Annotated in this window: 16 protein-coding genes; 7 read left to right on the plus strand and 9 right to left on the minus strand. The window is 63.2% G+C overall.

Going from position 1 to position 21575, the window contains the following annotated elements; genetic code table 11:
• Window positions 1-36: 36 nt before the first annotated feature.
• Complete coding sequence (locus JYG34_RS01735; RefSeq protein WP_213659261.1) at window positions 37-4725, plus strand: DUF6543 domain-containing protein; 4689 nt, start codon at window positions 37-39, stop codon at window positions 4723-4725.
• Here JYG34_RS01735 and JYG34_RS01740 read toward each other — a convergent pair.
• The 4 genes from JYG34_RS01740 to gpmI all read right to left on the minus strand — a co-directional run bounded on the left by JYG34_RS01740 (window position 4712) and on the right by gpmI (window position 9898).
• A complete protein-coding gene (locus JYG34_RS01740) occupies window positions 4712-5494 on the minus strand; it encodes a divergent polysaccharide deacetylase family protein (RefSeq protein WP_213659262.1) in 783 nt (260 codons plus the stop codon). The two genes, JYG34_RS01735 and JYG34_RS01740, sit on opposite strands and share 14 nt — an antisense overlap.
• 9 nt (window positions 5495-5503) lie before the next feature.
• A complete protein-coding gene (locus JYG34_RS01745) occupies window positions 5504-6835 on the minus strand; it encodes a S41 family peptidase (RefSeq protein ID WP_213659263.1) in 1332 nt (443 codons plus the stop codon).
• 88 nt (window positions 6836-6923) lie between these two features.
• Complete coding sequence (locus JYG34_RS01750; protein ID WP_213659264.1) at window positions 6924-8222, minus strand: murein hydrolase activator EnvC family protein; 1299 nt, start codon at window positions 8220-8222, stop codon at window positions 6924-6926.
• 140 nt (window positions 8223-8362) lie between these two features.
• On the minus strand, window positions 8363-9898 hold the full coding sequence (gene gpmI / locus JYG34_RS01755) for a 2,3-bisphosphoglycerate-independent phosphoglycerate mutase (RefSeq protein WP_213659265.1): 1536 nt from the start codon (window positions 9896-9898) through the stop codon (window positions 8363-8365).
• Between the two features lie 206 nt (window positions 9899-10104).
• Here gpmI and JYG34_RS01760 point away from each other — a divergent pair, with 206 nt between their 5' ends.
• From JYG34_RS01760 to secB, 3 genes are read left to right on the plus strand one after another with little or no spacing between them, the layout of a single operon-like run.
• Window positions 10105-10518 (plus strand): rhodanese-like domain-containing protein, encoded by a 414-nt coding sequence (locus tag JYG34_RS01760; protein WP_213659266.1) that lies wholly within the window; start codon window positions 10105-10107, stop codon window positions 10516-10518.
• 1 nt (window position 10519) lies between these two features.
• Window positions 10520-10774 (plus strand): glutaredoxin 3, encoded by a 255-nt coding sequence (gene grxC / locus JYG34_RS01765; protein WP_003249204.1) that lies wholly within the window; start codon window positions 10520-10522, stop codon window positions 10772-10774.
• A gap of 39 nt (window positions 10775-10813) precedes the next feature.
• Window positions 10814-11296 carry a protein-export chaperone SecB gene (secB, locus tag JYG34_RS01770; RefSeq protein ID WP_011531802.1) on the plus strand — a complete coding sequence of 161 codons (483 nt, stop codon included), beginning with the start codon at window positions 10814-10816 and terminating at the stop codon, window positions 11294-11296.
• Between the two features lie 152 nt (window positions 11297-11448).
• Here the strand turns inward: secB and trmL are convergent, their stop codons facing one another.
• Window positions 11449-11910 carry a tRNA (uridine(34)/cytosine(34)/5-carboxymethylaminomethyluridine(34)-2'-O)-methyltransferase TrmL gene (trmL, locus tag JYG34_RS01775; RefSeq protein ID WP_213659267.1) on the minus strand — a complete coding sequence of 154 codons (462 nt, stop codon included), beginning with the start codon at window positions 11908-11910 and terminating at the stop codon, window positions 11449-11451.
• On the opposite strand from trmL, the gene JYG34_RS01780 reads away from it, so the two are divergent.
• Complete coding sequence (locus tag JYG34_RS01780; protein ID WP_213659268.1) at window positions 11909-12346, plus strand: hypothetical protein; 438 nt, start codon at window positions 11909-11911, stop codon at window positions 12344-12346. The genes trmL and JYG34_RS01780 overlap by 2 nt on opposite strands.
• Before the next feature lie 378 nt (window positions 12347-12724).
• Here JYG34_RS01780 and ntrC read toward each other — a convergent pair whose 3' ends face one another.
• The 4 genes from ntrC to glnA form a co-directional block, all read right to left on the minus strand.
• On the minus strand, window positions 12725-14161 hold the full coding sequence (gene ntrC, locus JYG34_RS01785; protein WP_011531805.1) for a nitrogen regulation protein NR(I): 1437 nt from the start codon (window positions 14159-14161) through the stop codon (window positions 12725-12727).
• Complete coding sequence (gene glnL / locus JYG34_RS01790) at window positions 14158-15243, minus strand: nitrogen regulation protein NR(II) (RefSeq protein WP_213659269.1); 1086 nt, start codon at window positions 15241-15243, stop codon at window positions 14158-14160. Before glnL ends, ntrC begins: the two co-directional genes overlap by 4 nt.
• A gap of 253 nt (window positions 15244-15496) precedes the next feature.
• Window positions 15497-16036 carry a gamma subclass chorismate mutase AroQ gene (gene aroQ, locus JYG34_RS01795; protein WP_213659270.1) on the minus strand — a complete coding sequence of 180 codons (540 nt, stop codon included), beginning with the start codon at window positions 16034-16036 and terminating at the stop codon, window positions 15497-15499.
• Between the two features lie 152 nt (window positions 16037-16188).
• On the minus strand, window positions 16189-17595 hold the full coding sequence (glnA, locus tag JYG34_RS01800) for a glutamate--ammonia ligase (protein WP_011531808.1): 1407 nt from the start codon (window positions 17593-17595) through the stop codon (window positions 16189-16191).
• A 479-nt stretch (window positions 17596-18074) separates the two neighbouring features.
• On the opposite strand from glnA, the gene thiI reads away from it, so the two are divergent.
• Together thiI and typA are read left to right on the plus strand one after the other, a co-directional pair.
• Window positions 18075-19529: a tRNA uracil 4-sulfurtransferase ThiI gene (gene thiI / locus JYG34_RS01805; RefSeq protein WP_213659271.1), complete on the plus strand. Its 1455-nt coding sequence runs from the start codon at window positions 18075-18077 to the stop codon at window positions 19527-19529.
• Between the two features lie 127 nt (window positions 19530-19656).
• A complete protein-coding gene (gene typA, locus JYG34_RS01810) occupies window positions 19657-21477 on the plus strand; it encodes a translational GTPase TypA (protein WP_213659272.1) in 1821 nt (606 codons plus the stop codon).
• Window positions 21478-21575 lie beyond the last annotated feature (98 nt).

Raw genomic sequence — 21575 nt, forward strand, 5'->3', positions numbered from 1 at the left:
TGTAACGCCTCTCGGCGTCCTCCGACCAAGACCCTTGTGTCTTCATTTCTCAAGGGCAAATACAACATGGTATCCGCACCCCCTTCCCCCTTCGATTTCAGGGCAGCTGTTGCCAGGCAGTTCGCCGATCGGCCGACCTTGCGCGCGGTGGCAAGCCAGCAACTGCTGGCGCTGTTGCGCAAGCAGCTTCCCTATATCGCCGGAGTCCAACCCGAACTGTCATCCGCCGACGCGCTGATGCTCGATTCGCCGGAGCCTGGCGTGTCCTGGTGGACGACCCAGCCCTTGGTCGATGCCGTGCTCGAGGCCATGGCACAAGGGCAGCCCATGAACCTCGAACCGCTCGAGCAGCGTGACTACAAGCTGGGGCTTTCGGGACCGTATCGTTTCCCGGGGTCGCACAGTGAGTGGGAAACACGGGCGTTGAAGGGGCTCAGCGAGCCGTTGAATGAATTGATCGAGCAACTTCCCGGTCATTTCGCCAAGGCCCAGGTGGATTTCTGGGCGGCGCAGGGTGACGCTGCTGTCAGCCGTGACCGTTGCCTGGCAATGCTGCTGCGGCTGGCTTTACTGCGCAATTTGCCGCTGCAAGGGCTGGATGCGCGGCAGAAGGCGTGCATGCAGGGGTTGCTGCTCGGCGAAACGACACCGTCGGTGTTTGTCGTGAACGTGCAACTGTGTCTTGGAAAGCAGCAGTTCAGCCTGGTCCGCAGCAACCTGTTGGTGGTTGGTGAGTGGGATGAACGCGAAGTGGTGTTGTGGTGCTCGGCGTCGAGCGTCGTGCAAGCCTTCGCGTCGCTCGACGAGTTTGCGCTGGCGCTGCGTGATGAGCTCGCCGCGGATTACCAGTTCGATGACCTGGCCTGGGATCGTCACTTGCTCGAAGGCGATGTGTTCGCGCAGCAGGCGGCCTTGCTGCTCGATGGCATGCTCGAGCGTATCGGACAGGTTCGTTATTCGCAGGTGCAGGGGCTGGCGGCGTTGGAGCACCTGTTCGCCACGCTCAGCGACCCCGCGCAATACTTCCATAACGGCTACTTCGTCGATCAGCAGGTGCAGCCGGCGCTGCCGCCGGGTCTGGCGACGGCGGGTGGCGTTGACAGTTTCGCCTGGCAGCAGGCGTTGCTGGTGCTTGCCCTGAACCAACTCGAGTCGGGGGGGCACGCGGCGCTGGATGGAGTACTGGATCTGCGCAGCTATACCCGTGAGCAGCTGCGGGCGTACCTGGAAAAGGCCTTCCCGGATGAAGAAACGATCCCGTCATCCGATGATGTCCTGCTGAAGCTGTCGGCCGCCGCAGGCATGCCTGGCGGGGCAGCGGTGGGCACGGGAGGCGGGGAGCCCTTGGTGCCCATCGGTGACAAGAGTCTGACCGAGTTTGCCATCGACAACCTGGCATCGCTTGGCGACAGGATCATCAGCGGCGTCGCGCGCCGAGATGGTACAGCCTTGCCTGACTGGCTGGATGTGGCCTTCGTCAAAGCGCTGGTGGCCCGCGTCGATATCGGTGGTGGTTACCCCAGTTACGTGGCTGCGCAGCTCGATGAGCGTGGCCGGCGTCCGCAGCGGGTGGCATGTTTCGCTCGGGAATGGCGTGCTGGGCTGTTGTTTGCGGCGCTGCGCGCGAAGCTGGCTGGCCGCCTGAGCGACAGTGCGCTGCAGTGCGTGACCGATTACTGCAACGGCCACGTGGACACCACCGCGCCCGCCGTCTCCTTGCTGCCACTTGCTTTCAAGCGACGGCCGGACGCAACGGTACACGACACGGTTGCCGGCATGTATGTGCTGCTGTGCAGCGAGCCTGCGGTCGTCGTGCTGTACAGGCCCTTGGTGCAGCATGACACAGTCATGGGTTTCGCCAGCGAGGCGGCGATGATGGCGGCGATCTGCCAGGATCCGGTCTTGCAGCAGAGCCTGCTGGACTGGATGGCACCCTCCGCCAGGGCGATCTATGACAATGGCGGTTTTGCCGAGCCGCATATCAGCCGGATCGGGGTCGACCCCTTTCTCAATTTCGAGCCGCCAGCTCCCGCGAGCCTTGGCGTCAAGCTGTGGGAAACCAATGTCGACGAACAACTGTACCAGGCCAATCGCGACCTGCTGGTGGCGTTGGCCGACCTTCAGTCCACTTCCGATGCGCAAAGCCGCTGGGCCCTTCTGGTCAAGGGTGGCTGGTTGCTGTTCAACACCGCTGCCCTGTTTCTCCGGGGGCCTGTCACTGCTGTCACCTGGCTGGTGCAGGCCGTCGAGACGCTTGAAAGTGATCTGCAGGCCATCAGTCAGGCCGGACCCTTCGACCGCTCCGCCGCCTGTGTCGATGTGATGCTGACGTTGGGGGGGATGCTGGCGGACCTTCGCTTGCCCAGGAACTCTGCCGCGCAAGCTGGGCGCTTGCCGGACGTCAGCGGATTCGATGGCCCGCCTGCAGCGGGGTTGGCCAGGCACCGGGTCGACGTGATGCCCCGACAAGGTCGGGTCGAACTGGAGGGAACGTTGGCTCGTCTTCCGGGGCGGCAGCTGGATTTCTCCTGGCGTGGCAACCAGGGGTTCAACTGGCTGACTCCGTCCCAGCGTTCGGCTCTTCTGGCCTTGCGCGCGGATATCAACCTCAAGGGGCTGGCGCCGCTGGCGAGTGGCGACGCTATGGGTACCTACCAGGTGGGTAGCCGGCATTACGTTGTACTGTCGGGGGATCCGTATGAAGTCAGTGTTTCCAGCGCAGGTGTACAGGTTCTGGGGCCGAAGGGCATGCCTGGCCCGTGGCTGACACGTCAGTGGCAGGCGTGGCGGGTCGATGCGCGGTTGCGCTTGCAGGCGGGCATGCCACGCCAGGCGACGCGGGCCAGGCTCGAGGCTGCCTACCTGTCGATGCGGCAGGCGGCCGACGCCCTCACCGAGCAGTCCAGCGAGACCTCGGCGATGTTCGCCGGTCAGGGCCAGGACGTCTTGCGGGTACAGGGCCAGATCGACAAGCTCGAAGCACTCATGCAGGCCGAGGCGGCGAAAGCGCAGGCCGATTCGACCGTGATCGCACTCTATGCCACGCGCCAGGCCAGCCTGCGCACACAGTTGCAGGAACTGCGCTTGCAAGCCGTCGCGACCGTCGAGAAGGCGGTCAGGCTCGACAATGAGAAGCTCACGGTGCTCGAGCGGATGCTCGAGCCTAAGTATGGCGTTGCCCAACGAGCACAAATGGCAGGCATTCTCCGGGAGGAGGTCGCGACCCTGCGCAGCTCCTTGATCATCAACAACGATTTCATTTTCAACGAATTGTGGCGGCTGGCCGAATACCCCGAGCTCAATGCCCTGGCCGATGCCTTGCGGGCAAAGGCTTTGCATCAGGCCACGCTGCAGTATCAGCGGTACAAGAAGGCGCTCGAGCGGGTCGTTGCCTTGCAGGAGCGCATGCTGGTCGCCAATGCACAGTTGGATGATTTGCTTACGCAGGCCTCCCCTGAGCTGCAACTTACCGTAGGCAACGATATGCGCACGGTGGCGCAACTCATCGAGCACAGAACCTTCACGACCCAGGACCTGCGCTTTCATCATGCGCTCAACCTGGCGGATCTGGCATTGCACATGGACTCGACAAGTGGCTGGCGGCAGCTTGCGGACTACAAGGCCGACCTGGGCGGCAAGAGCCTGCAGGGCGCCGCCAATGCCCATGGTGAGTCGATCACGGCCAATCTCGCGGTGTCTGACCGGGTGAGCATTCTGCAAGAGGCCTGGGACGAGTACAGTGCTGCGATCATCAATAGCGAGCTTGCCGCAGTGGAAGGGGGCAAGCTGGTGGTGCCGGCCATGCTGGCGCGCTACAAAGCGCATATGCAGTTGCTCAAAGAGGATGCTGGGCGTCGGCTGGTGGAGGCACGGGATGTGCTGGAAGGTCGGCTAGACCCGGCGCTCAGTACGCCGGCCTACCCGCGCTCCAGTGAAACCCAGCATGTGATCCGCGACGCCGAGGGCGTCATTGCCATTGCCAGCGAAGTGCTGGAGGAGGGGCGTACCGTGCTGGTGGTGCGCGACCCTCTGCGCAAGGCCGTGGTGCAGCGCTTTGACCTTGTGGACGGGACCTGGATCGAGCGGGTCGAGACACCAGGCGAGGCGACGCCGGCCTTGGCGGCCACGTTGGCAAGCGTCAAGGCCGCCCTCGAGGGTAACGAAAGCGTGCGTGCCCATGCCGCGCGCTTTGTGCAGCAAGATATCAGCGGCAAGCGTCTGACCCGGCTGTTCGACACGCAAATTGCCAGGCTTCGAGCACTGCAAGGTGTACTACCGGCCACCGACACGCAAGCTGCGGAGCTGTTGAAGACAGGTCTTGAGTCTTTGCAGGCCGACAAGACCGAGCATTTGACCGAGCTCTACACACATACCGCGTACCCCACCGCCGAGGCGCTGCGCTTTCTGCATGAGCGGCAGTTGCTCAAGGTTGAGTACGTGGGCCCGCGAAGGACCATGGCCGATGGTAGTGCGTTCGACGAGTACAAGGTCATGCGGCTGAAGGCGCCGGGTGAGCACAAGGGCAGGGCTCTGTGGGCCGCCCACTTTCATCTGCCCAGCGGCGATGCCATGGCCAGCGCGTTTACGCGCGGCCACTTGAAGTTATGGGCCCAGCGTTTCGACAGCAACCGCAATATGGCCGCTGGAGCGCAGGCCGTGCCTGGGAGGCGGGTGCATTATGGCCCGCTGACCCTCGCCGACGCGCAGGGGATCATTGCGTTTTGAGCGGTGGGGCATTGGCGTAGCGCCCCTGCCTGCCATGAGCCGGCATGGCCTGATTGGCCCGTTCGGCGATCAGCTGGGGCAGGGCGACCAACTCGATCCCTTGGCTGTTGAGCCGAGGGATCTCGCGTTCCAGCACTTCGAGCGTCTGCGGGTAAGGGTGGCCGATCAGTACCGCCGAGCCCTGTCTGCGTGCCAACTCGATCCCTTGGCGCAGTTGGCCAGCAATCGCTTCGCGGGTGCGCACGTCATCCAGGAATACATCCCGGGAGACATGCGCCAGCCCTTGCGCCTGTGCTTGTGCTCCCGCCACGGTGGCTGCGCTGGTACGGCTGTCGACGAAGAACAGGTGACGGCGCTGCAGTTCCTCCATCAGCCAGTGCATCGGCTCACGCTGGGCAGTCATGCGGCTGCCCATGTGGTTGTTGATGCCGGTGGCGTAGGGCACCTTGGCCAGCGCGGCGTCCAGGCGTCGGGCCAGTTCCTCGATGGCTGTGCCGGGGTGCCAGGCGTAAGGGCCGGTGGCCGGGTCCATGGGCATGTGCAGGATCACCGTGCGCCCGGCCTTGTGGGCCTGGCGGGCGAAGTCGGTGGCGTGGGGCGTGTCGGGCATGATCGCCATCGTGACCGGGCCGGGCAGGGCGAGGGTGCGGCTGTCGCGCTCGTCGCTCTGGCCCAGGTCGTCGATGATGATGCTCATGTAGGCCTTGCCTGGCGCCGCCTGGGCGGCGCCGAGCATGAGGCAGAACAGCGTGAACAGCAGATAACGCATGGGAAGCGGTCAGTTGCCCTTGGTGATGTTCAGGCCCTTGAGCAGGCTGAGGGCCTGGCTGAGCTGGAAGTCGTTGTCCTGTGGGCGATCCTTGCGCTTGCTGCTGCCGGTCGGGCGATCGGCGCCGCCGTTGCCGTTGCCCAGGTGGCCTTGCAGGTCGGCTTCCTTGAAGTTGTCGTTGTCGGCTTCCGTGGTGAGCTTGGCCGGACGCACTTCGATGTCGGGGACAATGCCCTGGGCCTGGATCGAGCGGCCGTTGGGCGTGAAGTACAGTGCGGTGGTGAGCTTGAGCGCACGGTCGTTGGCCAGCGGCAGCACGGTCTGCACCGAGCCCTTGCCGAAGCTGTCGGTACCCATCAGCACGGCGCGTTTCTGGTCCTGCAGGGCGCCGGCGACGATCTCCGAGGCCGAGGCGCTGCCGCCGTTGATCAGCACCACCAGTGGCACGCCTTCGCTGGCGTCGGCCGGGTCGGCGGAGAAGCGCAGCTCGGAGTTGGCGATACGGCCCTTGGTGTAGACGATCAGGCCTTTGGTGAGGAAGTGGTCGGCCACTTCCACCGCAGCCTGCAGCACGCCGCCTGGGTTGTTGCGCAGGTCGAGCACCACGCCGCGCAGCTTCTTGCCGTTATCCTTGCGCAGCTTGGCCAGGGCCTTGCCCACCTCGTCACCGGTCTTGACCTGGAACTGGGTGATGCGGATGTAGCCGTAGTCGTTCTCCAGCAACTGGCTTTTCACGCTCTTGACCTGTATCACCGCGCGGGCCAGGGTCACGTCGAAAGGCGTGCCGCCATCGCGAACCAGCGTCAGGGTGATCTTCTCGCCGACCTTGCCGCGCATCTTGTCGACCGCTTCGGTCATGGTCTGGCCGCGGGTCGGGGCGCCGTTGATCTTGACGATCAGGTCGCCGGCCTGCACGCCAGCGCGGGAGGCCGGAGTGTCGTCGATGGGCGAGACCACCTTGATGAAGCCGTCTTCCTGGCCGACTTCGATGCCCAGCCCGCCGAACTCGCCGCTGGTGCTCTCCTGCAGCTCCTGGAAATCCTCGGGGCCGAGGTAGGCCGAATGCGGGTCGAGGTTGCTGAGCATGCCCTTGATGGCGTTCTCCAGCAGCGTCTTGTCATCCACAGGCTCGACATAGGCGGCCTTGATGCGGTCCATGACCTCGGCGAAGGTGCGTAGCTCCTCAAGCGGCAACGGCGCCTTGGCGGTCACCTCTGTGGCTGGCACTGTGGCCGGCTTGGCGGCGACTGGCTTGGCCGGCTCGGCGGCAATGGCCAGGGGCGCGCCGACGACCAGGGCGATGGTCAGGGCCAGTTGAGAGAGGCGAGGCGAGTACAGCATGTCGAACGAACTCCTGATCCTGTTGGCGCTCCTGCGGGGAGCATCGGTGCGTCACATTGGATGTGCCGCGCCGTAAAAATAGTCGAACCTAGCCTCGGCACCATTGCGCGGGGTCGGAGGGCCGGCCCTGCTGGCGAATCGCGAAGTACAACCCGGCGCTGTCCTGGCCGCCACTGTCGCCGACGGTCGAGATCGCTTCGCCGGCCTTGACGATGTCGCCGGCGCTCTTGAGCAGGCTCTGGTTGTGGCCGTACAGGCTCAGGTAACCATTGCCATGGTCGAGGATGACCAGAAGTCCGGCGCCACGCAACCAGTCGGCGAACACCACGCGCCCGCCATGCACGGCGCGCACCTGGGTGCCTGCGCTGGCGCCGATCATCACGCCGTCCCACTTGGCCCGGGCATCGCCACCGCGTGCATCGCCAAAGCGTGCCAACAGTCGACCATTGACCGGCCACGGAAGTTTTCCCCTGGCCGCGGAAAATGCGCCGCCATAACTGGCTCCGTCACTGGAAACCACTGGCCCCAGCGTGGTGCGGGCTTTTTTCGGGGTTTCTTCGGGCGTGTTGTCGCGGGCGGCGGCCAGGGCTTGTTCCTTGAGCCTTTTTTCTTCTTCCTGCTTGGCCAGCAGGGCGCGTTGGCGGGCTTCTTCAGCCTCGCGGGCCTGGCGGGCGAGGGTTTCCTCGATGGTTTTGAGCACCTTGCCCAGGTCGGCCTGGTCCTGCTCGCGGGCCTGGAGCTTCTGGTCGCGCTCCTTCATGTCGCTGTTGAGCTTGGCCAGCACCTGCTGGCGCTTGCCGCGCTCGCTTTCGAGGGCCTGGCGCTGGCTGTCGAGGTCGGCGCGTTGCGCCAGCAGCTGTTCCTGCTGACGGCCGATGTCCTGCTCGACATTGGCCAGTTGGCGCAGTGTCTCATTGAAGGTGCGCAGTTGTTCGGTGCGCGCCTTGCTCAGGTAGTCGTAGTAAGAGAGGGTGCGGGCGAACTTTTCCGGGTTCTGCTGGTTGAGCAGCAGCTTGAGGTATTCCTCGCGGCCGTTGTTCTGGTAGGCGGAACGGGCCTGGATGGCGATCAGTCGCTGTTGTTCACTGCGGGCGCTCTGGAGTTTTTTTTTCTCGTGGTCAAGGCGCTCCAGCTCGCCCTCGGTCTTTTTTAGTTCTTGCTGCAGTGCCTCCACTTGCTTTTCGAGGTTGCCGATGTCGGTCTCGGTGGCCTTGAGGTCTTTCTGCACGCCGGACTTCTCCTCCTGGAGCTTGCCCAACATTTTTTTCAGCTCGGCGATGTCCTGGCGGGTGGCGTCCAGCTGTTGCTGGGTCTGCGCGCGCTCGTCGGCAGCGAAGGCCGGGGCGAGCAGGCATGACAGGGCTAGTAGGAAGAGGGCGCGGAGCATGAGGTTTGGCGTACCGGGGATGGAGACTGGCCTAGTATGCCCGCGTGGGCCTGCAAAAAAAACGCCCCGCGGCGTGTGCGGCGGGGCGTTGGTCTGGAATTCATGTGTTTTGGGGTCGCAAAGCGACCCCGAAACACGGATCAAGCGTCAACCAGAATGGACGTACCGGTCATTTCCGCAGGCTTCTCCAGCCCCAGCAGCTTGAGCATGGTCGGTGCTACATCCGCCAGTACGCCGCCTTCGCGGACCTTGACGCTGCGCTTGCCGACATAGATGAACGGCACCGGCTCGCTGGTATGGGCGGTGTGCGCCTGGCCGGTACATTCGTCTTCCATCTGCTCGACGTTGCCGTGGTCGGCGGTGATCAGCGCTTCGCCGCCCACCTTGCCCAGCGCCTCGACGATGCGCCCGACACAACTGTCCAGGGCTTCGACGGCTTTGACCGCCGCTTCGAATACGCCGGTATGGCCGACCATGTCGCCGTTGGCGTAGTTGACCACGATCACGTCAAAGCGCTGCTGCTCGATGGCTTCGACGATGCGGTCGGTCACTTGCGGAGCGTTCATTTCCGGCTGCAGGTCGTAGGTGGCGACCTTCGGCGACGGGATCAGGATGCGCTCTTCGCCTTCGAACGGCTCTTCGCGGCCACCGGAGAAGAAGAACGTGACATGCGCGTATTTTTCGGTTTCGGCGATGCGCAGCTGGGTCTTGCCGTTCTTCGCCAGGTATTCGCCGAGAACGTTGTCCAAGCTGGACGGAGCAAATGCGGCAGGCGCCGGGATTTTCGCCGAATACTGGGTCAGGCCGATGTACGCCGCCAGCTTGGGCAGGCGTGCGCGTGGGAATTCGTTGAAGTCCGCTTCGACGAACGCGCGCGACAGCTCGCGGGCGCGGTCGGCGCGGAAGTTCATGAAGATGACCGCGTCGCCATCCTCTACCTTGACGGCTTCGCCAATGCGCGTGGCCTTGACGAACTCGTCGTTCTCCTCGCGGGCGTAGGCGGCTTGCAGGCCGGCAAGGGCGTTGTCGGCGGTGTATTCGGCGGCGCTGTCGACGATCAGGTTGTAGGCGGCGCTGACGCGGTCCCAGCGGTTGTCGCGGTCCATGGCGTAGTAGCGGCCGATCAGGCTGGCGATGCGGCCCTTGCCGAGCTTGGCGAAGGTGGCGTCGAGCAGTTCGATGGAGGACTGGGCGCTGCGCGGCGGCGTGTCGCGGCCGTCGAGGAAGGCGTGCAGGTAGATCTTCTCGGCGCCGCGCTGCGCGGCCAGTTCGGCCATGGCGATCAGGTGGTCCTGGTGGCTGTGCACGCCGCCGTCGGAGAGCAGGCCGAGGATGTGCACGGCCTTGCCGGCACTGGCCGCCTTGTCCACCGCGCCGGTGAGCACCGGGTTTTCGAAGAACTCGCCGTCACGGATGGCCTTGGTCACCCGGGTGAAGTCCTGGTACACCACGCGGCCGGCGCCGAGGTTCATGTGACCGACTTCGGAGTTGCCCATCTGCCCGTCGGGCAGGCCCACGTCCATGCCGGAACCGGAGATCAAACCGTGCGGCTGGGTGGCGCGCAGGCGGTCGTAGACCGGTGTGTTGGCGGCGAAGATGGCGTTGTATTCGGGGCTTTCGCTGTGACCGAAGCCATCCAGGATGATCAGGACCAGGGGTTTAGGCGTACTCGTCATCAATCAAACTCACGGTTGTTCAAAGATGATAAAGACACGCATTTTAGGGCAAATCCGCCAGCGGCGGCGAATATTCCTCCCCTTGCCCGACCAGCGCGGTCGGATATGGAACATGAAGGTGGTTTTCCGGCCGGCCCGGTGGGCTTTGGCGGTCATGGGGGGCTGTGTATACTGGCCGCCATTTTCAATCGCCTGGAACACCCCTGATGGTTGCTCACCTGATTCAATTCGCGACAGATCACTTCATCCTGGTGGCGATCTTCGTCGTCCTGCTGATCCTGCTGCTGATCAACGAAGTCCGCCGTGGCGGCCAGAGCCTGAGCAACGGCCAGCTGACCGCCCTGGTCAATTCGGAGAAGGCCGTGGTGATCGATATTCGCCCCTCGAAGGAGTATTCGGCCGGGCATATCGTCGGTGCGCTGAACATTCCGCAGGACAAAGTGGCCAGCCGCATGAGCGAGCTGGAAAAGCACAAAGACAAGACCCTGATCGTCGTCGACGCGATGGGCCAGCAGTCCGGCACCCTGTGCCGCGAGCTGCTCAAGGCTGGTTTCACCGCCGCCAAGCTCAGCGGTGGCGTTTCCAGCTGGAAAGCCGATAACCTGCCCCTGGTGAAGTGATATGAAGCCCGTCATCGTCTATTCCAGCGACTACTGCCCCTACTGCATGCGCGCCAAGTACCTGCTCGAGAGCAAGGGCGTGGCGTTCGAGGAGATCAAGGTCGACGGCAAACCCCAGGTTCGCGCCGAAATGAGCCAGAAGGCCGGGCGCACCTCGGTGCCGCAGATCTGGATCGGCAGCACGCACGTCGGTGGATGCGATGACCTCTATGCCCTGGAGCGCGCGGGCAAGCTCGACGCGCTGCTGGCGGCCTGATTCGCACTGCATTCAAGAACATTAGGAAAAGGATCTGCCATGACCGAGCAACAGACCAACGGCGCCACTGACGCCAACGCCCCACAATTCTCCCTGCAGCGCATCTACGTGCGTGATCTGTCGTTCGAGGCCCCGAAAAGCCCGCAGATCTTCCGCCAGCAGTGGGAGCCGAGCGTTTCGCTGGACCTGAACACCCGCCAGAAAGCCCTGGAAGGTGACTTCCACGAAGTGGTGCTGACCCTGTCGGTGACCGTCAAGAACGGTGACGAAGTGGCCTTCATCGCCGAAGTGCAGCAAGCCGGCATCTTCCTGATCGCCAACCTCGACGCCGCTTCCATGAGCCACACCCTCGGCGCGTTCTGCCCGAACATCCTGTTCCCGTACGCCCGTGAAACCCTGGACAGCCTGGTGACCCGTGGTTCGTTCCCGGCTCTGATGCTGTCGCCGGTCAACTTCGACGCCCTGTACGCGCAAGAGATGCAGCGCATGCAGGAAGCGGGTGAAGTGCCGACTGTTCAGTAATTTCTGCGGCAAATGAAAAAGGCGACCTTCACGGTCGCCTTTTTCATGGTGTATCGCCTGCCCCGGCCCCTTCGCGGGTAAACCCGCTCCCACAGGCTCCCGATATCTGTGGGAGCGGGTTTACCCGCGAAAGGGCCAGTGCGATCAACGCATCAACTCCCGGCAAACCCCTGCTGCCGCCACGCTTCATAGACCGTCACCGCCACGGTGTTGGACAGGTTCAAGCTGCGGCAGCCCGGGCGCATCGGCAGGCGCAGGCGCTGCTCTGCCGGCAAGCTGTCCAGCACTTCCGCTGGCAGGCCGCGACTCTCGGGGCCGAACAGGAAGGCATCACCGGGTTGGTAGGCGACCTCGTGGAACGGGTGCGAGCCCTTGGTGGTAAAGGCGAACAGCCGCGGATTGCCCAGGCTTTCCAGGCAGCTGGCCAGGCTCTCGTGGCGCTTGAGCGTGGCATACTCGTGGTAATCCAGCCCTGCCCGGCGCAGGCGCTTGTCGTCCAGTTCGAAGCTGATGGGCTCGATCAGGTGCAGGGCGCAGCCGCTGTTGGCGCAGAGGCGGATGATGTTGCCGGTGTTCGGCGGAATTTCTGGTTGAAAAAGGATGACGTGAAACATGCACGGCTCCAGGCGTGAAGATGACGAGCATTCTACCCTCGAACCGGACCTGCGTTCGAAGGCCTTCCCGCGGGTGATCCTGTCCCTGGCCATTGTCGGGCTGATGGTCGGCCTGATGATCGGCCGCCTGACCACGCCCGAGGAGCGGGTGCTGGAGCAGGTAATGGTGGTGCAGGACGGCCTCGACCTGTGGTTCAACGAGGAACCCAAGCTGCACGGTGAGAATGTCGAAGGCACCGTGGCGGTGGTGTTCGAGGCCCAGGGCAAGGCCCAGCGCGGCCAGCTGACGATGCAGGGCAAGCCGGTGGGCTGGCGCCTGCAGAAAAGCGAAGAGGGGCTGGTGCTGAGCGTGGTGGCCGCCCGCCCCCTGCACGGTGAGTGGACCGTTGCAGAGGACGAGGGGCGCTGGCGGGTGCAGGTGAGGCTGCACGAATAAAAGAGGGGATGTCCCGGCCTGCCTGTACCAGGGTCCCCGAAACTTGCGCGAGGGCGAAGTAAAGAGGGGGTATCCCGGCCTGCCTGTACCGAGGCCCCCGAAACTGGAGATACGGTGTCTATTGCAGGGGTTGTGCCAAGTTTCCCCAATCCAGTGAATACTAGGGGTGATGACGGTTTTGCCAGAATCTACGGTTTTTTTTGCCTTCGCACGGTGCAGGCGGCACAAGTTCGGTGCATGGCGGGCAAGACAAGACGGACCTCAGCAACGCATTCGCGGGCAAGCCCGCTCCCACAGGATGACCGCGGCTATTTGAAGCCGCGTTGAGCCTGTGGGAGCGGGCTTGCCCGCGAATGCGTCAGTTCAGGCAGTCAGGGCTTAATGATCTTCGCCCTCATCATCATCCCCGCCATCGACCTTCATCCCCAGCTCCTTGATCTTGCGCGTCAGGGTATTGCGCCCCCAGCCCAGCAGCACCGCCGCGTCACGGCGCCGCCCTGCGGTGTGCTTGAGCGCTGTCTCGATCATGATTCGCTCGAAGCTGGGCACGGCGCTGTCGAGCAGGCTCGACTGGCCACGGGCCAGGGCCTGGTCGGCCCACTGGCGCAAGGCCTGCTCCCAGTTGGTCACCGGCGCGGCGTCCTGGGGCAGGTTGAGCAGTTCCGGCGGCAGGTCGCCGACCAGCACTTCGCGGCTGGATGCCATCACGGTGATCCAGCGGCAGGTGTTCTCCAGCTGGCGCACGTTGCCCGGCCACGGCAGGTTGCGGATGAACTCCTCGGTTTCCGGTTTGAGCAGCTTGGGCTCGACCGCCAGCTCCTGGGCGGCGCGACCGAGGAAATGGCGGGCCAGGGCCGGAATGTCTTCGCGCCGGTCAGCCAGGCGCGGGATATGGATGCGGATCACGTTGAGGCGGTGGAACAGGTCTTCGCGGAACTTGCCGGCCTGTACCAGCGACTCGAGGTTCTGGTGGGTGGCGGCGATGATGCGTACGTCCACCTTCACCGGCACATGGCCGCCGACCCGGTAGAACTCGCCATCGGCCAGCACCCGCAGCAGCCGGGTCTGGGTGTCGGCGGGCATGTCGCCGATCTCGTCGAGGAACAGCGTGCCGCCGTCGGCCTGCTCGAAACGGCCACGGCGCAGGTTGGCGGCGCCGGTGAAGGCGCCTTTCTCATGGCCGAACAACTCGGATTCCATCAGGTCCTTGGGGATCGCCGCCATGTTCAGGGCGATGAACGGCGATGCCGCGCGTGGGCTGTGGCGGTGCAGGGCGTGGGCCACCAGCTCTTTGCCGGTGCCAGACTCGCCATTGATCAGCACGGTGATGTTGGAGTGGCTGAGGCGGCCGATGGCGCGGAACACCTCCTGCATCGCCGGCGCCTCGCCGATGATCTCGGGGGTGCGGGCCAGGGCTTGCGGCACGTCCAGCGCCTGCTGCTCCTGGGCGTGCTGGTTGGCGCGCTTGACCAGCGACACCGCCTCGTCGACGTCGAACGGCTTGGGCAGGTACTCGAAGGCGCCGCCTTGATAGGAGGCCACGGCGCTGTCCAGGTCGGAGTGGGCGGTCATGATGATCACCGGCAGGCGCGGGTGCTGCTCGCGGATCTGCGCCAGCAGGTCGAGGCCGCTGGCCCCCGGCATGCGGATGTCGGAAATGATCACGTCCGGTTGCTGGCGGGCCAGGCGGCCCATGACACCATCGGCGCTGTCGAAGCTCTGGGTGGTCATCCCCTCCTGCTGCAGGGCCTTCTCCAGGACCCAGCGGATGGAGCGATCATCATCGACGATCCAGACGGTTTCACTTCGGCTCATGGGACGGTGGCTCCTTGTTCCAGGGGCAGGTAGATCGAGAAGGCGGTATGGCCGGGGTGGCTTTCACACTCGATCAGGCCCTGGTGCTGGCTGATGATGTTCTGGGTGATGGCCAGGCCCAGCCCGGTACCGTCCGGGCGGCCGCTGACCATGGGGTAGAAGAGGGTGTCCTGCAGCTCCGGGGGAATGCCCGGGCCGTTGTCGACGATCTCGACCCGGGCCACCAGGCGGTGGCGCACATGGCCGATGGTGAACTGGCGCACCGCGCGGCTGCGCAGCGCAATACGCCCCAGGCGCAGCTCGTTCTGGCTGCCGATGGCCTGCATGGCGTTGCGCACGATGTTGAGCACGGCCTGGATCATCTGTTCGCGGTCGATCAGCACGTCCGGCAGGCTCGGGTCGTAGTCGCGCACCAACGTGATGCAGCCCTGGCTTTCGGCTTCGACCAGGCTGCATACCCGCTCGAGCACTTCGTGGATGTTGGTCATGGCCAGCGACGGCAGCTTGTTCGAACCGAGCATGCGGTCGACCAGGTTACGCAGGCGGTCGGCTTCCTCGATGATCACGTTGGTGTAGTCGCGCAGGTCGTCTTCAGGGAGCTCTCGGGCCAGCAACTGCGCCGCGCCACGGATCCCGCCCAGCGGGTTCTTGATCTCGTGGGCCAGGCCGCGCACCAGCATCTTGGTGGTTTCCTGCTTGCTCAGCTGGGCTTCTTCCTTGGTGATGCGCAGCAGGCGATCACGGGGGTGGACTTCGAGCAGCAGCAAGGTCTGGCCCTGATGCAGGATGGGGGTGACGGCGTAGTCGACGGTGATGGTCTGACCGGTCAGCGAGGTCAACTGGGCTTCGCGCTTGGTGAATGGATGCGCCTGCTCGACCGCCTGGCGCAGTGAATTGAGCGCCTCGGTCGATTCGGTGAACAGCTCGCTGATGAACTGCCCATGGCTGCGCTGGCCGCTGACGGCCAGGAGCATTTCCGCGGCCGGATTCATGTACTCAAGGCGCAGCTCGGCGTTGAGCAGGAGCGTGGCCGTGGTCAGGTTGTCCAGGAGCAGACGGTGCTGTGCATCGCTGATGGTCATAAGGCGTCGTTGACCTCTTTTGGCACATGGGCGCCCCGAGGCTGGCCAGGGGCGCGCACGGATAACGTGCTGGATGCTGTGAAAATGCAAGAACCAAACCAAGGCTCCGAAAAGAAGCGGAATATCCGGATAAAGCCCTGGTTATGCGCAAATACAGACCAGAAAGCCCTGGTTTATCGATTCTTGTGACCCATATTGGGGTGCATGATGGGGCGCTCGATCTGATCGTGCACCAATATGGAGCATAGAGCGGTCACGGCGTTTTGCACAGCTGGCCGCTGGCGCGGACCAAGGCAAGGTGACGAACCGGGTTGTGCGTGCGCTGTTGCAGGGCGTCGGCCAGCTGAGTGGCGCAGTCGCGTGGCATCGCCTGGTCGAAGCGGGCAAGGGCGGCGAGCAGTTGCTCTTGCAGTCGGTCCAGTTCGGGGCGCACCTCATTGCCGAGGTCCCGTCGGGCGAGGCTGGGCGCTTGCCGTGCGAGGTGCCAGCTGTCGAGCAGCTGATACTGCAGCAGTTTATTGGCCTCCATCTGGTCGGCGAAGAACGCTGCAGCGCGCACCGGATCAAGCTGATGAGCAGGTGCAGCCTGGCGTGCACTGGCCAGCACTTGTTCTTCGCGGGCGCTGGCCTGAACCGCCTGGCGCTGGTCCCACTTGTGCAGGGCGACTGTCTCGGCCAGGTCCAGGCGCCGATCGATGGTGTCGAGCAGGTGGCCAAGTGCAGGGGAGGGAGGTGGTGGGGTGGCGCAGCCGGACAAGGCAATGCACCAGGTCAGGGCAAGGGGGATACGCATGGCGGTCTCCTGAGATAGATGGAGACTGAAGTCTCTGTATAGGTTCGAAGGCGGCAATAGGTTTAGTCCTGTCTTGCCGTTGTGCAAATAGAAACGGCCTCCCGAGGGAGGCCGTTTCAGATCGATGTCGGCGACGCCAGGCGTCGGCTACATCAAACGCTGTAGTACAGGTCGTATTCCAGCGGGTGAACGAAGGTGCGGACCTTGATCTCTTCTTCCGACTTCAGCTCGATGTAGGCATCGATGAAGTCGTCGGAGAACACGCCGCCCTTGGTCAGGAACGCACGGCCCTTGTCCAGCTCTTCCAGGGCTTCTTTCAGGCTGCCGCAAACCTGCGGGATTTCTTTGGCCTCTTCAGGCGGCAGGTCGTACAGGTTCTTGTCGGCGGCATCGCCTGGGTGGATCTTGTTCTGGATACCGTCCAGGCCGGCCATCAGCAGGGCGGCGAAGCACAGGTACGGGTTGGCCGCCGGGTCCGGGAAGCGCGCTTCGATACGGCGGGCTTTCGGGCTGGAAACGTAAGGGATACGGATCGAGGCCGAGCGGTTGCGAGCCGAGTAGGCCAGCATTACCGGGGCTTCGAAGCCAGGTACCAGACGCTTGTAGGAGTTGGTGGCCGGGTTGGTGAAGCCGTTCAGGGCCTTGCCATGCTTGATGATGCCGCCGATGAAGTACAGGGCGGTATCGGACAGGCCGGCATAGCCTTCGCCCGAGAAGGTATTCTTGCCGTCTTTGGAGATCGACATGTGCACGTGCATGCCCGAACCGTTGTCGCCGTACAGCGGCTTCGGCATGAAGGTGGCGGTCTTGCCGTAGGCATCAGCCACGTTGTGCACGCAGTACTTGAGGGTCTGGACTTCGTCAGCCTTGGTGACCAGGGTGTTGAACTTCACACCGATCTCGTTCTGGCCGGCAGTCGCCACTTCGTGGTGGTGGACTTCGATGACCAGGCCCATCTCTTCCATGGCGTTGCACATGGCGGTACGGATTTCGTGGTCGTGGTCGCACGGCGGAACCGGGAAGTAGCCGCCTTTGACGGCTGGGCGGTGGCCCTTGTTGCCGCCTTCGACGTCCTGGTCGGTCATCCAGGAGCCTTGCTCGGAGTAGATCTTGAACATCGAGCCGGAGATGTCCGACTTGAACTTGACCTGGTCGAAGATGAAGAACTCAGGCTCCGGGCCGACGAAGACGGTGTCACCGATACCGGTGGTCTTCAGGTACTCTTCGGCACGCTTGGCGATGGCGCGTGGGTCGCGGTCGTAGCCCTGCATGGTGGACGGCTCGATCACGTCGCAGACCAGGATCAGGGTCGGCTCTTCGGTGAACGGGTCCAGCACGGCGGAGGCGTCATCCGGCAGCAGGATCATGTCGGAGGCTTCGATGCCTTTCCAGCCTTCGATCGACGAGCCGTCGAACATCTTGCCGATTTCGAAGAAGTCGTCTTCCAGCGCATCGCGAGCCGGCATGGTGACGTGGTGCTGCTTGCCTTTGGTGTCCGTGAAACGCAGATCAATCCACTTGACGTCATGATCTTTGATGAGTTGAACCGACTTCGACATGTTGTCCTCCGGATGGTCTAGGGCGCGGTTGGCCGCTGCCCTGGAAAAAGGGTGTCGCTGGGCGCGGATAGTCGGCCAAGCTTACCTGCCTCACAAGGGAGCAAATTGCATGCCAGTGCCCAAAAATGGCGAGGCCGGGATAAAACCCGGCGTTGACGGGCATTTAGCGTAGCTGTGCCTTGGAAATGTGCACGTATAAGGGGCGTAGTCGTGAGGTTTTGCACCAACATGGTGCGCTACTAGGTGTTGCGCTGATTTGTACGGCCCATTCGCGGGCAAGCCCGCTCCCACAGGGTTCGGTGTCGTTCTTGGGGCTGGGGAGTCATCTGTGGGAGCGGGCTTGCCCGCGAATGGGCCGTGACAGGCACTGCACAAACCTTCCTCGAACCTTCTGTACAAAAGTTGCTCAAACCTTGAGCAATTTCCGCTATAATTCGCGCCCCTCATTTTCGGCAGGCCCTGCGCGCGCTGTTAAACCAATGAAACTTATCGTCAAAGTCTTCCCAGAGATCACCATCAAGAGCCGGCCGGTGCGCAAGCGCTTCATCCGCCAGCTCGCCAAGAACATCCGCAACGTGCTCAAGGACCTGGATCCCGAGCTCGCGGTTGATGGTGTCTGGGACAACCTCGAGGTGGTCACCCGCGTCGAGGACGAGAAGGTCCAGCGCGAAATGATCGAGCGCCTCACCTGCACCCCGGGTATCGCCCACTTCCTGCAGGTCGAGGAGTACCCGCTGGGCGACTTCGACGACATCGTCGCCAAGTGCAAGCACCACTTCGGCCACCTGCTGGCCGGCAAGCACTTCGCCGTGCGCTGCAAGCGCGGCGGCCACCACGACTTCACCTCGATGGATGTCGACCGCTACGTCGGCAGCCAGTTGCGCCAGCAGTGCGGTGCCGCCGGCATCGAGCTGAAGCAGCCCGAAGTGCTGGTGCGCATCGAGATCCGCGACCAGCGCCTGTACGTGATCCACAACCAGCACAACGGCATCGGCGGCTACCCGCTGGGTGCGCTGGAGCAAACGCTGGTGCTGATGTCCGGTGGCTTCGACTCCACCGTGGCGGCCTACCAGATGATGCGTCGCGGCCTGATGACCCACTTCTGCTTCTTCAATCTCGGTGGCCGCGCCCACGAACTGGGCGTGATGGAAGTGGCCCACTTCCTGTGGAAGAAGTACGGCAGCAGCCAGCGCGTACTGTTCATCAGCGTGCCGTTCGAAGAAGTGGTCGGCGAGATTCTCAACAAGGTCGACAACAGCTACATGGGCGTGACGCTCAAGCGCATGATGCTGCGCGCGGCCGCACGCATGGCCGACCGCCTGGAAATCGATGCCCTGGTCACCGGCGAGGCGATCTCCCAGGTTTCCAGCCAGACCCTGCCCAACCTGTCGATCATCGACTCGGCCACCGAAAAGCTGGTGCTGCGCCCGCTGCTGGCCAGCCACAAGCAGGACATCATCGACCAGGCCACCGAAATCGGCACCGCCGACTTCGCCAAGCACATGCCTGAGTACTGCGGCGTGATCTCGGTGAACCCGACCACCCATGCCAAGCGTCACCGCATGGAGCACGAAGAGAAACAATTCGAGATGGAAGTGCTGGAGCGTGCCCTGGAGCGCGCCAAGTTCATTTCCATCGACCACGTGATCGATGAGTTGGGCAAGGACATCGAAGTCGAGGAAGTGGCCGAGGCGCTGCCCGGTCAGATCGTCATCGACATTCGTCACCCCGATGCCCAGGAAGACGAGCCTCTGGCACTGGCCGGTATCGAAGTCCAGGCCATGCCGTTCTATGCGATCAACAGCAAGTTCAAGCACCTGGACCCTACGCGCCAGTACTTGCTGTATTGCGACAAGGGTGTGATGAGCCGTCTGCACGCACACCACCTGCTCAGTGAGGGACATGCCAATGTGCGTGTTTATCGTCCGACATAAGACGCCAGGGCTGTATGGCGGCAGCATCCGCCATCGCCCTCCCGACCACCGGGCCCGCTGAGCCTCAAACCGTACATATTGGCCACCTAAACTGGTGGCAACCGAATCCTCTGATCGAGATACAGTTGTGATCGAAAATCTGCGTAACATCGCCATCATCGCCCACGTTGACCATGGTAAAACCACCCTGGTCGACAAACTCCTGCGCCAGTCCGGCACCCTGGAGCGTAACGAGCTCAACGACGAGCGCGTCATGGACTCCAACGACCAGGAAAAAGAGCGCGGCATTACCATCCTGGCGAAAAACACCGCCATCAACTGGAACGGCTACCACATCAACATCGTCGACACCCCCGGCCACGCCGACTTCGGTGGCGAGGTTGAGCGTGTAATGTCGATGGTCGACTCCGTGCTGCTGCTGGTCGACGCCCAGGACGGCCCGATGCCGCAAACCCGCTTCGTGACGAAGAAGGCTTTCGAAGCTGGCCTGAAGCCGATCGTCGTGATCAACAAGGTCGACCGTCCGGGCGCGCGTCCTGACTGGGTTCTGGACCAGATCTTCGACCTGTTCGACAACCTCGGCGCCACCGACGACCAGCTGGACTTCCAGGTTGTCTACGCCTCGGCCCTGAACGGCATCGCCGGTCTGGACCACACCGCCATGGCCGAAGACATGACCCCGCTGTACCAGTCGATCGTCGACAACGTGCCAGCGCCAAGCGTTGACGTCGATGGCCCGTTCCAGATGCAGATCTCCGCACTGGACTACAACAGCTTCCTCGGCGTTATCGGCGTTGGCCGTATCGCCCGTGGTCGCATCAAGCCGAACACTCCGGTTGTCGCCATCGATGTCGACGGCAAGAAGCGTAACGGCCGTATCCTCAAGCTGATGGGCCACCACGGCCTGCACCGCGTCGACGTCGAAGAAGCCCAGGCTGGCGACATCGTCTGCATCAGCGGTTTCGACGAGCTGTTCATTTCCGACACCCTGTGCGACATGAACAACGTCGAGGCGATGAAGCCCCTGACCGTCGACGAACCAACCGTTTCGATGACCTTCCAGGTCAACGACTCGCCGTTCTGCGGCAAGGAAGGCAAGTTCGTGACCTCCCGCAACATCAAGGAGCGTCTGGACAAAGAGCTGCTGTACAACGTTGCTCTGCGCGTTGAAGAAGGCGACTCGGCTGACAAGTTCAAGGTTTCCGGCCGTGGTGAGCTGCACCTGTCGGTACTGATCGAAACCATGCGTCGCGAAGGCTTCGAGATGGCCGTTGGCCGTCCTGAAGTGATCATCCGCGAAGTGAACGGCGTCAAGCAGGAGCCGTTCGAGAACGTCACCATCGACATCCCTGAAGAATCCCAGGGCAAGGTCATGGAAGAGATGGGCCTGCGTAAGGGCGACCTGACCAACATGGCGCCGGATGGCAAAGGCCGTGTGCGTCTGGAGTACAACGTACCGGCTCGCGGTCTGATCGGTTTCCGTAACCAGTTCCTGACCCTGACCAACGGTGCCGGCATCCTGACCTCGATCTTCGATCGCTACGACACCATGAAGCCAGGCACCATGTCCGGCCGCCTGAACGGTGTTCTGGTTTCGATCGAGACCGGCAAGGCGCTGACCTACTCGCTGGAAACCCTGCAGGCGCGCGGCAAGCTGTTCATCGAACACGGCCAGGACATCTACAACGGCCAGATCATCGGCCTGAACAGCCGTGACAACGACCTGGGCGTGAACCCGACCAAAGGCAAGAAGCTCGACAACATGCGTGCTTCGGGCAAGGACGAAGTCATCGCCCTGGTTCCGCCGGTTCGCCACACTCTCGAGCAGGCCCTGGAATTCATCCAGGACGACGAGCTGTGCGAAGTCACCCCTAAGTCGATCCGTCTGCGCAAGAAGATCCTCGACGAAGGCGAGCGTACCCGCGCTGCCAAGAAAGCCAAGAACTGATTAGTTTCAGGCTGAACTGAAAACGCCCCCGGTCGAAAGGCCGGGGGCGTTTTTGTTTATGGATGTGGGCACCGCGTCGGCCGCTTCGCGGGTAAACC

This window comes from Pseudomonas entomophila (genome assembly GCF_018417595.1).
GTDB lineage: Bacteria > Pseudomonadota > Gammaproteobacteria > Pseudomonadales > Pseudomonadaceae > Aquipseudomonas > Aquipseudomonas entomophila_C.